Genomic DNA, 14274 nt, shown 5'->3' on the forward strand with positions numbered 1-14274 from the left:
GCGGGGTTGAAGGGGCTGTCGTGCGTAACGTATTGCGTTGGTTTCTCCTTGTTTTCGGCGTCGCCTGTGTCGCGATCGCGCTGGCGCACATCTTCGTCGGGCCGGGCACGATCATCGGAGCGAACACGCCGAACGCCACACTCGACGGCGATCTGCGGTTCTCGATGGTGCTGTTCGGGGTGTACGGCGCGTTGTGCGTCTGGGCGGCACGGGATCTGGACCGGCACGCGGGGCTGATCCACCTCTTGATGCTGGTGTTCTTCGTCGGCGGGCTGGTGCGCTTGCTGACCGTGGCGTACGTGGGCTGGCCGCATTGGTTCTATGTCGCCATGATCGTGGTGGAACTCGCCACGCCGCTGATCTATTCACCGCTGCTGCGGCAGGTCACCGGCCGCCCGGCACGTGCGGACCTGATGGCCTTGGCCCGCTGAGGCGGCTACTGCTCCTTGCCGCGGAAGTAGAGGATGTTGGCGCCGTGGGAGGCCAGCGGCCCGGCTTCGGCGGCTTGGCGGATGCCGCTGCCGGGGAGGCAGGTCAGTTTGGTGAACATGGTGGTGTTGCCGAAGGCCGAGCGGACCTGGGTTTCGGAGGCGTAGTCGGCGCCGTAGTCGGACAGGGCCTTGAAATTCAAGGGGGCCAGGGGCTTTTCGAGGGGCGTCTGGGCCGCGGGAAGGCCCAGCGAAGCGTACTGGGTCGCGGATCCGCCCTCGTACCAACAGAGTTCGTAGGACATGTTCTCGGTGGTGGTGACGCTGACCACCGGCCATTCCTGGGATAGGCGCAGTGCCAGGGGGTGGCGGCCGACAGGGGCCACTTCCCAATTGAGGCTCTTCACCGAGACCCAGTGTTCGGAGACCTTCTCGATGAGGACGACGTCCTCGCCGAGGCGTTCGGTCGGGTTCGGATCGGGTTCGGGGGTGCTCCAATGCTTTTCGTCGACGCCGAGGTACGCCGAGCTGGGGACCGGCTGGGCGTCGTCGGCGGTGTACGCGGCCAGGATGGCGGCGCGCACCAGGGTGACGGCATTGCGCGAGGAGCAGCGGACCGCCAGCGCGCCGAAGGACATGCTGATCTCGACCGGCTTGGAGGGCTGATCGGGCAGCGCGCCCGCCGCGATCGGCTTGAGGCCGACCAGCGCCAGCTGCCAGTTGATCTCCTCGATGGTGGCCAGGTCACCGGCCGTCTGGTAGAGGATCTGCTGCTGGGTCAGGTACCCGGCGCGCTCGAGGGTCGCGCATTCCAGCTTGCGTAGCGCGGTGACGGTCTTGCTGGTGAAACCCATATCCTCGACCCGGATTTCGCGCAACCGCTGCGTCATGGCCGGGGAGGTGACGGCCGCATAGCATTCGCGATACATGGCCAGCGCCTGCTTGCGCTGGCGGCCCACCATGAGGGTGCGCAGCAGCGTATTGAGGGTGGCGAGGTAGCGGTTGGCCTGATCCGGATCGGCGGCGAAGAGTCCGGCGCGGATGCGCACGGCGTCCTCGCCCGCGGCCACGGCGGCCTTGGGATCCAGGCGGCACAGCCACACGCTGCACTTGGACAGCGCGTCCGCCGACGCGCCCGCGGCCAGCGGATAGTTCTGCGCCACATGCCGGTACGCCTGGCAGGCGTTGCGGATGGTGGAGGTGGCCAGCTCGCGGTGCCCGATCAGGCGGGCGGCCTGCTCGAACAGCCGCAGCGCCTCGGTGACCTCGGCGGCGAAGGGCGCGGTGACGTGTCCGGCGGTGAGCCAGCGCAGCCGGATGAGCACCGCCTCCTGCGCGGGTTCCAGTGCCGAGGGTGAGCGATCGCGCTGCGCCGGGTCGTTTTTGGTGGCCATGAGCGCGCGGGCCAGCTCGCACAGCGAGGTCGCCAGCGCCAGCTCGGCTTCGGGTGTCCGGTCCCGCGCGGTTCCGCGGTCCGCGGCCACCTGACGCTCGATGGCGCTGAGATCCATTGCGACCTTCAAACTCCCGTAGCTGTGTCTCCAAAACAAAACACAGCTGATCACCAAGGCCATTCTGTGTTTGCGCCGAGTCTGCCACACTTCGGCTGCGCCGGTCACCCAAGTGGCGGTTTGCCCGGATTGACGATCATCCGCGCAACCGTGGAGCGATCAACTCCGCCGGGTGTAGCGCAGTTGCCCGGATTTGCTCCGGTCGTATTCGGCGCGTCCCGAGAGGTGTTGCGGCACACCGACTTCCCACCACGCCCCGGCCTCGGTCCAGGTCGACGGCCGGGTGCGCACCACCACGACGGCGGGCCGCCGCTCCACGGTGGCGGCGGTGCGGGCGCGGGCATACGCGTCGCGGAACTCGCCGAGTTCGCCCGCGGTGAACACCGAGCAGCCCAGGGCGCGCGCGTGGGCGGCGAAGTCGACGCGCGGCGGGTCGGCGTGGTTGGTGCGGCAGTCGGCGTAGAAGTTGTTGAACGGCCGCGCGCCCTGGCCTTCTTGCAGGCGCGCGATCACCGCGTACCCGTCGTTGTCGCACACCACGGCCACCAGCGGATGCCCGGCGAAGGCGGCGGAGAACAGCTCGGAGTTGAGCATGAGGTAGGAGCCGTCGCCGAGCAGGGTGGTGACCAGGCCCTGCGGGTGCGCCATGGCCGCGCCCCAGGCGCCGGCGAGTTCGTATCCCATGCAGGAGAAGCCGTATTCGACATCCATGGTGGGTGTGCCGCCGACCGCGCGCCAGCCGCCCACGAGTTCGCCGGGGAGTCCACCGGAGGCGGTCATGACGTAGTCGGAGGAGCCACTGAGCTCGTTGACCGCGCCGACGATCTGCGCATAGCGGGGCTCACCGGGCGTGGGGGCGCGGAGTTTGTCGATGTGGGCATCCCAGTCGGCGCGGACCGCGGCGGCGCGGGCCGTCCACTCGGGGTCGGTGAGCCAGTCGTGGAGTTCGGGTTCCAGGTCGTGCAGGGTCGCGTCGGCGTCGCCGGTCACCGCGAACGCGCCGTGCTTGACCGCATCGAAGCGGGCCGTATTGATATGGACCAACCGGACTTCCGGGGCGAAGACTGTCCAGGACGCGGTGGTGAAGTCCTGGAGCCGGGTGCCGACGGCGAGTACCACATCGGCCTCGGCGGCGAGGGTGTTCGCCGAGGCCGCGCCGGTGACGCCGAGCGGGCCCGCGTACAGCGGATGCTCGTGCGGGACGAGGGTGCGGCCGGCGGTGGTTTCGGTGACCGGGATGCCATGGCGCAGCGCGAATTCCAGGGCCCGTTCGCCCGCGCCGGAGTAGCGCACTCCCCCACCCAGGACGAGCAGCGGGCGGTGGGCCTGCCGGAGCAGCCGGGCGGCCTCGGCGACCGACCGCCGGTCGGGTCGCGGCCGCGGAACATGGTGCACGACGGGTTCGAAGAGGGCGTCCGGGAAGTCGTAGACCTCGGCCTGAACATCCTGGGGCAGTGCGAGAACCACGGGACCGGCGTCGGCGGGATCGGTCAGCACGCGCGCCACCTGCGGCAGGGTCGCGAGGAGCTGCTCGGGGCGGGTGATGCGGTCGAAGTACCGGCTCACCGGCCGGAACGCGTCGTTGACGGTGATGGTCGGATCGCCGAAGTGCTCGACCTGTTGCAGCACCGGGTCCGGGGCGCGGCTGACGAAGGTGTCCCCCGGCAGCAGGAGCAGCGGCAGCCGATTCGCGTGCGCCACACCGGCGGCGGTGACCATGTTCAGCGCGCCGGGCCCGATCGAGGAGGTGGCGATTCCGACCTGCCGCCGCTGAGTGGCCTTGGCCAGCCCGACCGCCGCGAGCGCCATCCCTTCCTCGGTGTGCCCGCGCCACACCGGGATCTCCTCGCGCCGTTCGGCCAGCGCCGTACCCAGCCCGAGCACGTTGCCGTGCCCGAAGATCCCGAAAACCGCTGGGAACAATGGCACTTCGCGGCCGTCGAGGGTCTGCGACCGCTGGGCGATCAACCAGGCGACCAGCGCTTGCGCGGTCGTGCACTTCATACGAGCCGTCCTTCATGGGAAGTGACCGGGCACCGCGGATCCAGCGGCTCCCGCGTCCACGCCTCCCGCACCCAGGAGTGGGCGGGGTCGTCGCAGAAAGCCATGGATCGCTCCGGCGCGGGACCGGCCAGCACGTTCAGGTAGTACATGGGATAGCCGGGCGCGGCGATGCAGGGGCCGTGGTAGCCGCGCGGTACGAGGAACACGTCGCCGTCCCGGACCGCCACGTTCTCGTCCAGCGAACCGTCGACGGTGTAGGTACGGTGCATGCCGAATCCCTCACGGCCCGGCGTGATTCCGTCCCGCCCGGCAATGCGGAAGTAGTAGATCTCCTCGTTGACAACCTCACACTCGGACGCCTCGTCGTGCTTGTGCGGCGGATACGAGGACCAATTCCCGCCCGGCGTAATAAGTTCACAGGCATTGAGCTTGTCGGCGTGGTCCCAAATGCCCGGGGTTCCGAAGTTGGTGACCTGCCGCGTCGCCTGTCCGGCGCCCCGTACCTCGACCGGGACGTCCTCGGCCGGGCCGTATTTCGCCTCCAGACGGTTCACGCAGCGCGCCATCGGCAGCGCCACCTCGAGGCCGTCCGCAGTGGACAGCTCCACCTCGGCGTCCCTGGGCACGTACGCGAAATCGGTGACTCGCGTAAAAACCGAGTCCCGGCCCGCGAGTTCGAAGACCATCCCGTCCACCCGCACCGTGCACGATCCGGCCAGCGGCAGGACGAAAGCCTCGAACTCCCCCGTGCCGATGGTCCGCCGCTCCCCCGCCGCCAACCGCAGCACCCGCAGGCCCGTGAACGACCAGCCCGCGTCCTCGGGTGTCAGCAGCACAGGGTCGACCGAATCGGCAAGCGCCCCAGCCGGACGATGCAGGCCCGTCATCGCGACCCCCCGAGGCCGTGGCGTCCGCCCATTCCACGAGGCCGCACACCGGGACTGGTTGCGGGCCCGTGGCTTTCACCAGGCGACCGCTCGAGACACCGCGGATGACTCGCGTGCGGCAGCGGGGCGCTCATCGTGCCGCCTCCAATACCTGCGCGGCCGCGCGCACCGCCCCGGCGACATCGCCGTCGGGCGGGTAGAGCAGGCTGCGGCCGACGACCAGGCCGCGGGCGACGTCGTGGCGCAGGGCCGCGCCCCAGGACTTCAGGTCGGATTCCGGGTCGCCGGACGGGGCGCCACCGAGGACGACGACTGGCAGGGTGGTGGCATCGAGTACCGAAACATCGTCGGGTGCTGGGATTTTCAGCCAGGTGTAGGCCGAGGTGACACCCAGGCCCGAGGCGACGGTGATGGCGCGTTGCAGCGAGGCGGAGTCCTTGTGCATGATCAGCGCGCCGGACGCGTCGCGGGCGTAGGGCAGCGGTTCGACCATTGCCATGAGGCCGTGTTCGGCCAGGCCGGAGACCGCGCGAGCGCAGGCTTCGAGGGTCGGAATCGTGCCGGGGTCCGAATCCACGAGGCGCAGTAGCATTTTGCCGCCGTCCAGGCGGTACTTGGCGATGGATTCGGCGTCGTAGCCCGTGAATCGGTCGTCGATCTCCCAGTCGGCTCCGGCCAGACCGCCGCGGTTCATGGAGCCGATGACGATCTTGTCGTGGACGGCATCCAGGAGCAGCAGCTCCTCGACGATGTCCGGTGAGCCGAGCACGCCGTCGACGGCCGGGTCCGCCAGGGCGATGAGCAGCCGCTCGAGCAGCGTGCGCCGGTCGGCCATGGCTGTGCGGTCCGCGCCGACCCCGAGGGCACCGCGCGCCGGATGGTCGGCGGCCACCAGGAACAGGGTTCCGGTGTCGGACAACAGGTTCGGCCGGCGCCGCCGGTCGGCGTAGGCCCGCTGCACGGCCTCGGGGTCCGTGGCGCGGGTGCGTAGCAGGTCGTACCAGCGCGCGTCGGTCAGGTGCACAGCATCTCCTCGATCTCGGCATCGGTCGGCATGGCATCGGCGCAGGCCAGGCGGGAGGCCACCAGCGCGCCGGCGGCATTGGCGTAGCTGGCCATGCGGTGCGGGTCCCAGCCGGACAGCAGGCCGTGGATGAGCGCGCCGCCGAAGCCGTCGCCCGCGCCGAGCCCGCACAGCACCTCCACGGGGCAGGGCGGCACGGTCCAGCGCTCGGATTCGGTGGCGATGAGCACGCCCTCGGCGCCGCGCTTGACCACCGCGAGGCGGACGCCGCGCGCCAGCAGGCGGTCGGCGGCCTCGTCGGGATCGGCGGTGCCGACCGCCACCTGGACCTCGGTGCGGTTGCCCACCACCACATTCACGTGGTCGACCATCCAGCCGATCTCGGCGCGCGCGGTGTCCACGTCAGGCCAGAACATGGGGCGGTAGTCCAGATCCAGCACGGTGTGGCCGCGCCGGGCACGGCGTTCCAGGATCGCCCGCTGGGTGGTGCGGCCGGGCTCGGCGCTCACGCCGGTGCCGGTCACCCAGAGCAGGGGCACGGAATCCACGACGTCCCAGGGGATCTCGTCCTCGGTCAGCGTGAGGTCCGGTGCGATGGGGGCGCGATAGAACACCAGCGGCGGATCGGCGGGCGGCTTGAGCTCGCAGAACACCACGGGCGTCTGCAGATTCGGGGCCGTGCCCACATAACGCGACGAAACCCCGAACCCCTCCAGCGCGTCCCGCACGTAGTCACCGAACCCGTCCGGCCCCACCTTGGTGAGGACCGCGGCGCGGCGACCCAGCCGCGCCGCCGCCACCGCCACATTGGTGGCCGTCCCGCCCAGGAATTTCGCGAACGACTTCACCTCGGCGAGCGACACACCGCTCTGCTCGGGATAGAGGTCGACGCCGACCCGGCCGACCGTCAAAACCTCCAGCTCCGTCACAGCATCCGTCACGACTCCAGCTCCCTCACCCGCAGGCCCATCACGACTCCACCCGCTCCAATTCATGTTGCAGCGCCTCGAGTTCCGCGCCGCCCGACATCTGGCGGGTCAACTCGGTGAGGTCGATCTGGTCCTTCTCGTAGCTGCCGAGCATGGCGCCGCGCTTGAGCAGCAGGAACCGGTCGCCGACCGGGTAGGCGTGATGCGGGTTGTGGGTGATCAGCACGACGCCGAGGCCGCGATCGCGGGCCTGCACGACGTAGCGCAGCACCACACCGGCCTGCTTCACGCCCAGGGCGGCGGTCGGCTCATCGAGAATGAGGACCTTGGCCCCGTAGTGCACGGCGCGGGCGATGGCCACGCATTGGCGCTGACCGCCCGAGAGCGTGCCTACCGGCTGTTCCAGGTCGGGGATATCGATCCCCATGTCCGCCAATCCTTTTCGGGCGATTTCCTGTGCCTGCTTGCGGTCCAGCAGTTCGAGCGGGCCGTAGCGTTTGACCGGTTCGGAGCCGAGCACGAAATTGCGCCACACGCTCATCAACGGCACGACCGCCAGATCCTGATACACCGTGGCGATGCCGAGATCCAAAACCGCACGGGGCGAAGACAATCGCATGGATTCGCCCTCGATCCGCAGCTCGCCGCTGTCGTGCTGGTGCACGCCCGCCAGGATCTTGATCAGCGTGGACTTGCCCGCGCCGTTGTCGCCCAGCACGCAGGTGACCTCGCCCGCGTTGACCACCGTCGACACGTCCCGCAGCGCCACCACGCCGCCGTAACTCTTTCCGATGCCGATCGTTTCGATCAACGGCACCCCGGCTTGTTCACTCATCGGCGTACCCTTTCCGCCCGCTTCTTGAATGCGTTGTTGACCAGCACGGCCGAGAACAGCAGCACGCCCAGGAACAGCATGAACCAGTCGCTGTTCCAGCCCGCCAGCACGATGCCCTGCCGCGCCATGCCGAAGATGAGCGCTCCGATGGCCGCGCCGACCACCGACCCGAAGCCGCCGGTGAGCAGGCAGCCGCCGATGACCGCGGCGATGATGTACTGGAATTCCAGTCCCACACCCTGATTGGCCTGCACGCTGGCGAACCGCAGCAGATTGCACGCGCCCACGATCCAGCCCGCGAAGGCGGTGGTCATGAACAGCAGGATCTTGGTGCGGGTGGCGGGCACGCCCACCGCCCGCGCGGTGGGCAGTGAGCCGCCGACCGCGAAGATCCAGTTGCCGAGCCGGGTGCGTACCAGCACGATCGCGGCGACGGCGGTCACCACGATCCACCAGACCACCGACGCCTGGATGGTGGCGCCGCCGATCTTGGTGGTGGAGGCGAAAACCCAACCGGCGGACTGATATCCGTCGGCGGAGCGCACGCCCGAGACCTGCACAGTGCCGGTCGCCCAGCGAGTCACACCGAGATTCAGACCCTGCAGCGCCAGGAAGGTGCCGAGGGTGACGATGAAGCTCGGCAGGCCCGTGCGCATCACCACCCAGCCGTTGAGCGCGCCCACCGTGAGCGCGAAGACCAGCGAAACCGCCAGCCCGAACCACACATTCCAGCCCGCGTGCACCGCGAGCAGACCGGTGATCAGCGCCGTGGACGCCGTCATCACACCGGTGGACAGGTCGAACTCCCCGCCGATCATGAGCAGCGCCACCGCCACCGCCATGATGCCCAGCGTCGAGGCGTCGTCCAGCCAGGTCGAAATGCCCAGCGGTTTCAGGAATTTGGTGGTGACGAAGCTGAAGAAGACGAACACCACCACCGCGCCGAGTAGCGCGCCCACCTCGGGGCGGGCGACGAGGCGGTTGAGAATGGCCAGCCGGTCCGGCGGCGGTGCGGCGGGAGCCGGGTCGGTTGTCGTTGTCGTAGCAGTCATGTCATTCACTCCCGGCCCGCTCACCGTGTGCCCTGGCCGACGAGCGCGGCAATGGCCTCGACATTGGATTTGTCCACGAATGCGGGTCCGGTCTGCACCGGATGCCCGCCGCCCACGGTGTTCAGGTTCGTCTTGTACAGCTGCAGCATGACCACCGGCAGATAGCCCTGCTCGTACTGCTGCTGATCCACCGCGAACAACAGCGATCCGGCCCGGATCGCGCTCACCACATCGGAATTCAGGTCGAAGGTGGCGATGGTGGCCTTCGAGGCGGACTCCTTCACCGCGTCCACCGCGCGGGCCGCGATCTGCGAATTCAGGGTCAGCACGGCGTCGATGGAACGATCGGCCTCCAGCGCGCCCTTGATGCGGGACTGCACATCGGTCGGATTGTTGATGTCGACCTGGAGCGTGGTCGCGGTGCCGAAGCCTTGGGTGGCACCCGCGCAACGCTCGTTCGCACCGACATTCCCGGCCTCGTGGATCACGCACAGCATCTTGTGTTTTCCGGCGTCGGCGAGGCGTTTACCGGCGGCCTCACCGGCCAGGCGCTCGCTCTGGCCGACGTGGCCGATGGCGCCGAACTTCACGCTCTCCGCCTCACCGGAGTTGATGGTCACCACGGGAATGCCCGCGGCGACGGCCTTTTCGACCGAGGGCTTCAGCGCGTCCGGATTGGCCATGGACACCACCAGCCCGTCGACACCCTGGGCCACGGCATTGTCGATGAGCTTGGCCTGCTGGGTGGGATCGCCCGAGGAGTTGTACTCGACCCGGACCCCGAGATCCTTCCCGGCGGCCTCCGCACCGTTCTTCACCACATTCCAGAAGGCGTCACCCGGCGACCCGTGGGTCACCACGGCCACCGATTTCAGGGTGCCCACCGCGGCCGGAGCCTGCGAGGGACCGGTGACATCGGCGCCCGGACCGCTGCACGCGGCGAGCACGGCCGCCGTGGCGAGCCAGGGCAACAAGCGCAGCCATCGCGGGCGGCGCGAGCGAGGATTCGCGGACATCGTCGTCTTCACCTCCCCACTAAATCCGAGCCGAGGCGAGACCGGCGGCGATCTCGGCCAGGTGTCGCAGACTTTCTCGGGCATCCGCGGTGGATCGCGCGGCGGAGTCGCCGGGTCGCAGTGCGGTGTCCTGCTCGATCACGTACCAGCCGCGATATCCGGCGGCGTGCACCTCGCGGACCAGCGCGGCGATATCGACGTCGCCCGCACCCAGCGGGACATAGAGCCCGCGGCGCACGGCCTCGCTGTATTCGATACCGCCGCCGCGCACTTCGGCCGCCAGCGCGGCGCGGACATCCTTGAGGTGGATGTGGCCGATGCGGTCGCCGTGGCGGCGGGCCAGCTCGACCGGGTCGGTGCCGCCGATGAGCAGGTGGCCGGTGTCCAGGCACAGGTCCAGATCGGAGTCGGCGAGGAAGCGCTCCACCTCGGCGGCCGTCTCGACATGGGTGCCGACATGCGGATGCAGGGCGATGCGCAGGCCGTGTTCGGCGGCGATATCGCCGACCGAGGCGGCGGTGTCGATCAGGGTCCGCCATTCGTGATCGGTGAGCGGGGTGCGGGTGTCGTACCCGTCCTGTCCGGTCGCGGCGGCGAGCACCAGGATCTCGGCGCCGGCGGCGGCGAACAGCGCGGCCGTCTCGCGAGCGGTGGCCAGGGCGCGGCGCGGTTCACTGTGCAGCGCCAGGGCGAGGAAGCCGCCGAGGGGCGCAATCCCGTAGGTGCTCAAGCATTTCGACAGCTCGACCGGATCGTCGGGTAGGTACCCGGGTGGTCCGAACTCGGTGGCGGCGAGCCCGAGGCCCGCCATCTCGTCGAGGACCACGGCCGGTTCGAGGACATGGCCCCAGCCCGGAACTTCGCAGACTCCCCAGGAGATCGGCGCGGCGGCGATACGCAGTGGATGGATCGATTCGGTCATCGGCACTTCCCAGACCCGTCGTATGGACTCCAACGTTGGAGCGCTCCAACAATGTAACCTGGCTCACTCCGGTGTCAAGAGTCCGACATGCGCCGAAAAGCGGTGTGTCATCACGGAAAACAGTGCCTTCCAGGGGAAATGAAGGCACTCAAGGACGTCCCAAATATCCGATTAGAGCGCTCTATTGCCGTCGCACGTAGCAACGCTGTAGCGTGCGACACACACCGAACCGAGCCCGGAGGCGAGCATGACCCGACCGACCATGGAGGACGTCGCCGCCCGGGCGGGCGTCTCCCGGGCGCTGGTCTCACTGGTCATGCGCAATTCGCCGAAGGTCAGCGACCATCGCCGCCGCGCGGTGCTGGCCGCCGCCGCCGAACTCGGCTACCAGCCGCACGCCATGGCGCGCTCGCTGGCCAGCCGAACCTCCAACATTGTCGGCGTCATGGTTTCGGACCTGCGCAATCCGTTCTTCGCCGACGTGATCGAGGGCATGGACGAGGCGGCGCAGGAGGCCGGGCTCGAACTCATCCTCAATACCGGGCGGCGCAGCGCGAGCCGGGAGCGCACGGCGCTGGAGAGCCTGCTGGCGTTCCGGCCCGGCGGCATCATCCTGCTGTCACCGGTGCTGCCCGCCTCCGCGATTCGCGATGCGGCGACGCGCTGCCCGATCGTGCTGGTGTCGCGCACCTCGACCAGTCCGGCGGTCGACACCGTCAACGACGACGGCGAGCTCGGCGCCGCGCTCGCGGTGGATCATCTTGTGGCCCTTGGCCATCGGCGCATCGTGCACCTCGACGGCGGGGCGGCGTTCGCAGCGCCGCCGCGGCGCAAGGGCTACACCGCGGCCATGACCCGATACGGCCTCGAGCCCATGGTGATCGCCAGCGAGCACACCGACGAGGCCGGTGCGGCCGCGGTCCGCAAACTGCTGAACATCTTCTCCCCCACCACCTTTCCCACCGCACTGGTGTGCGGCAACGATTTCAACGCCGTGGGCGCGATGGCCGCGCTCGAAGAGGCGGGTCTGCGTGTGCCCGAGGACGTCTCGGTCGTCGGCTACGACAACACCTCGCTGGCGGCGCTGCGGCACGTCGCCCTCACCACCATCGATCAACCGCGGAAACGCATCGGCCAGTTGGCCGTTCAGGCGCTGCACGAGCGGCTGCGCGAGGAGCGCACCGAACCGCTGCGCAAGCGCCTGGAACCGTCGCTGGTGGTCCGTTCCACCACCGCCGCACCCCACGACTGACAGGAGCAAGAACGATGTCCTCGATAGGCTCAGCCCCGATCACTGTGGGCCTCGCCGGGACCGGCCGCATCGGCACCTCCCACGCCGAAACCCTGAAATCCCTGCCGGGCGTCGGCACGGTCATCGTCACCGATGTCGACACCGAACGCGCCCGCGCCACCGCCGACAAGCTGGAGGTGGATTTCGCGACCGATATCGAGGCGCTGTTCGCCGCCGGGCTCGACGGCCTGGTCGTCACTACCGCCACCGATTCGCATCCGGCGCTCATCACCGCCGCCGTCGACCGCGGCATCCCGGTGTTCTGCGAAAAGCCCATCGCCGCGGACATTCTCGGCACGCTGCGGGTGGTCGAGCACGTCGAACGCTCCGAGGTCCCGGTGCAGATCGGTTTCCAACGGCGCTTCGACGCCGGGTACCGGGCGGCACGCGCCGCCATCGCCGCCGGTGACCTGGGCTGGATCCACACCCTGCGCGCGACCACCCTCGACCCCGCGCCCCCGCCCGCCGAATACATTCCGCGCTCGGGCGGCCTGTTCCGCGATTGCGGCGTCCACGATTTCGACATCATCCGCTGGGTCACCGGTCGCGAGGTGGTCGAGGTCTACGCCACCGGAGCGAACCGCGGCGAGCAGTTCTTCGCCGACGCCGGTGATGTCGACACCGCCGCGGTGATTCTCCGTATGGATGACGGCTGCCTGGCCACGGTCTCGCTGACCCGCTACAACGGCGCGGGCTACGACGTGCGCCTGGAGGTCCTGGGTTCGACGGGCAATGCCATCGTCGGCCTCGACGACCGCGCGCCCCTGCATTCCGTGGAACCCGGCTACCCGCCCTCGGCCCTGCCCGCCTACCCCGGCTTCATGGACCGATTCCACAACGCCTACACCGAGGAACTCGCCACATTCCTGGGCGTGATCAGCGGCAAGGTGCCCAACCCGTGCCCGCCCGCCGACGCCCTGGAGGCCTTCTACATCGCCGAGGCCTGCGAGCTTTCCCGACATCAGGGCAAGCCCGTTCGCCTCTCCGACATCCGCCGCTGAAACTTCGGCTACCGCCGCGCCGCATCCCGTTTTATTCTCCGTGTGCCCGGTGATCACAGCGGGACCACCGAACGAGAGTTATTGGGATGAGCGGCAATTCGATACCACCGGGCTATCGACCGAACGATGAGCTATGGAACCAGCCCACCGAGGTGTTCGAAGCGGTCGGCGACGACTACCCGTCGGGGCCCGGCAGGCGCGGCGGCAAGAGTTCGCAGGCGACCAAATACGCCATCATCGGACTGAGCGCGACGATCGTGGTCGCCGTGCTGGCCATCGGCGGGCTGCTGCTCTCCGGGCACGGCGGCTGGAACGCCGCTCCGAACAGTGCGGGCGGCGCGTCGACGCCGAGGGTGGTCCTCACGCCCCCGAGCCCGGCCGCCACCACCACGCCCTATGCGGTCGTCACGCCCGATGCGGGTACGACGAGCCCCTCCAAAGCTCCGACAACGACGACCACCACCAGCCCGACGACAACGACGACAACGGTCACCGCCACGAATGCCGGCAGCTGCGACCAACCGGGCCAAACCGCCGTCGCCGCCAACGGCATGATCCTGACCTGCAACACGGCCGGAGAATCCAGCCCGCACTGGCGTCCGAATTCCAAGCCCAGCTCCGGAGCCCCCTGCAATGCCAACGAAGCGGGCACCTTCGCCACCGCGGCATCCGGCACCCAGCTGGTTTGCACCCGCCAGGCGGACACCACGGCACCGAGCTTCGTATGGCTCAACCCCGGCACCGTGACCAGCGGCAAACATGATCCGGGCCAGGCCTGCAACCTCAAGAAGGATGTGGTGGCCCAGTCCTCGAGCGGCCGAGCCATCTACTGCATGCCGGCCGACGGCTCGAACTCGAACAGCCCCATCGGAGCCTGGAAGTTCCCGTCCTGACTAGGATTACAGGTCGACGACACCCAGCTGTATCAGCTGGGTGAGCGTATCGGCGACGCCCCACACCTCCGCGATCTTCCCCTCCACGAACCGCATGATGAAGATCTCGTTGTAGCGCACCGACTTCCCGGTGGCGGGCCGCCCCATGAACGGCCCGGTATTGGTCCCGCTGACCACGGTCCGCCGGGCGACCTTGTCGCCCTCGGCAATCATGTCCACGACGTCCAGCCGGATATCGGGATAGCCGGCGGTGAAGGCCGTCATGATCTGCACCAGCCCGGCGGCACCTTTCTCCGAGACCGGAAATGGCACGTTGAGCACCACATCATCGCGGGTGATCTCGTGGATCGTCTTCGCAAGCTTCTCGGTATCACCGCTGCTCGCCATGTCGTGGAGCAGCTTGAAGGTGGCCTTGTTTTGTTCTGTCTGCATATCCGTTCGCATACCCCAAGACACCGCCCATCTCCCAGACGTGACACCC

14 protein-coding genes are annotated in these 14274 nt (G+C 68.9%); 4 read left to right on the forward strand and 10 right to left on the reverse strand.

Features of this window, described 5'->3' with window-relative positions; all coding sequences use genetic code 11:
- On the forward strand, positions 1–431 hold a 431-nt coding region (locus tag ACAM49_RS24690; protein ID WP_369637943.1), incomplete at its 5' end, for a DUF4345 domain-containing protein.
- Positions 432–436: 5 nt separating this feature from the next.
- Here the strand turns inward: ACAM49_RS24690 and ACAM49_RS24695 are convergent.
- The 9 genes from ACAM49_RS24695 to ACAM49_RS24735 form a co-directional block, all read right to left on the reverse strand.
- On the reverse strand, positions 437–1939 hold the full coding sequence (locus ACAM49_RS24695) for a hypothetical protein (protein WP_369637944.1): 1503 nt from the start codon (positions 1937–1939) through the stop codon (positions 437–439).
- A 159-nt stretch (positions 1940–2098) separates the two neighbouring features.
- Complete coding sequence (gene iolD / locus ACAM49_RS24700) at positions 2099–3943, reverse strand: 3D-(3,5/4)-trihydroxycyclohexane-1,2-dione acylhydrolase (decyclizing) (protein WP_369637945.1); 1845 nt, start codon at positions 3941–3943, stop codon at positions 2099–2101.
- The gene (gene iolB / locus ACAM49_RS24705; RefSeq protein ID WP_369637946.1) at positions 3940–4830 is read right to left on the reverse strand and encodes a 5-deoxy-glucuronate isomerase; all 891 of its coding nucleotides are present in this window, start codon (positions 4828–4830) and stop codon (positions 3940–3942) included. Before iolB ends, iolD begins: the two co-directional genes overlap by 4 nt.
- A 130-nt stretch (positions 4831–4960) precedes the next feature.
- Positions 4961–5854: an aldolase gene (locus ACAM49_RS24710; RefSeq protein ID WP_369637947.1), complete on the reverse strand. Its 894-nt coding sequence runs from the start codon at positions 5852–5854 to the stop codon at positions 4961–4963.
- Positions 5845–6795 carry a 5-dehydro-2-deoxygluconokinase gene (iolC, locus tag ACAM49_RS24715; protein WP_369637948.1) on the reverse strand — a complete coding sequence of 317 codons (951 nt, stop codon included), beginning with the start codon at positions 6793–6795 and terminating at the stop codon, positions 5845–5847. Before iolC ends, ACAM49_RS24710 begins: the two co-directional genes overlap by 10 nt.
- A 28-nt stretch (positions 6796–6823) precedes the next feature.
- Positions 6824–7618 (reverse strand): ATP-binding cassette domain-containing protein, encoded by a 795-nt coding sequence (locus tag ACAM49_RS24720; RefSeq protein WP_369637949.1) that lies wholly within the window; start codon positions 7616–7618, stop codon positions 6824–6826.
- Entirely contained in the window at positions 7615–8670 is a 1056-nt protein-coding gene (locus ACAM49_RS24725) for an ABC transporter permease (RefSeq protein WP_369637950.1), read from the reverse strand. Before ACAM49_RS24725 ends, ACAM49_RS24720 begins: the two co-directional genes overlap by 4 nt.
- Before the next feature lie 20 nt (positions 8671–8690).
- A complete protein-coding gene (locus ACAM49_RS24730) occupies positions 8691–9686 on the reverse strand; it encodes a sugar ABC transporter substrate-binding protein (RefSeq protein WP_369637951.1) in 996 nt (331 codons plus the stop codon).
- A gap of 19 nt (positions 9687–9705) precedes the next feature.
- The gene (locus tag ACAM49_RS24735) at positions 9706–10608 is read right to left on the reverse strand and encodes a TIM barrel protein (protein ID WP_369637952.1); all 903 of its coding nucleotides are present in this window, start codon (positions 10606–10608) and stop codon (positions 9706–9708) included.
- A 247-nt stretch (positions 10609–10855) separates the two neighbouring features.
- Between ACAM49_RS24735 and ACAM49_RS24740 the strand changes: the two genes are divergently transcribed.
- The 3 genes from ACAM49_RS24740 (at position 10856) to ACAM49_RS24750 (ending at position 13793) form a co-directional block, all read left to right on the forward strand.
- Positions 10856–11860 carry a LacI family DNA-binding transcriptional regulator gene (locus ACAM49_RS24740; protein WP_040815206.1) on the forward strand — a complete coding sequence of 335 codons (1005 nt, stop codon included), beginning with the start codon at positions 10856–10858 and terminating at the stop codon, positions 11858–11860.
- A 14-nt stretch (positions 11861–11874) separates the two neighbouring features.
- The gene (locus tag ACAM49_RS24745; protein ID WP_369637953.1) at positions 11875–12900 is read left to right on the forward strand and encodes a Gfo/Idh/MocA family oxidoreductase; all 1026 of its coding nucleotides are present in this window, start codon (positions 11875–11877) and stop codon (positions 12898–12900) included.
- An 86-nt stretch (positions 12901–12986) separates the two neighbouring features.
- Complete coding sequence (locus ACAM49_RS24750) at positions 12987–13793, forward strand: hypothetical protein (RefSeq protein WP_369637954.1); 807 nt, start codon at positions 12987–12989, stop codon at positions 13791–13793.
- A gap of 6 nt (positions 13794–13799) precedes the next feature.
- Here ACAM49_RS24750 and ACAM49_RS24755 read toward each other — a convergent pair whose 3' ends face one another.
- On the reverse strand, positions 13800–14225 hold the full coding sequence (locus ACAM49_RS24755; protein ID WP_369637955.1) for an ester cyclase: 426 nt from the start codon (positions 14223–14225) through the stop codon (positions 13800–13802).
- Positions 14226–14274: the final 49 nt, after the last annotated feature.

Origin of the sequence: Nocardia sp. JMUB6875, from assembly GCF_041154655.1 — a bacterium.
Taxonomy (GTDB): Bacteria; Actinomycetota; Actinomycetes; order Mycobacteriales; family Mycobacteriaceae; genus Nocardia.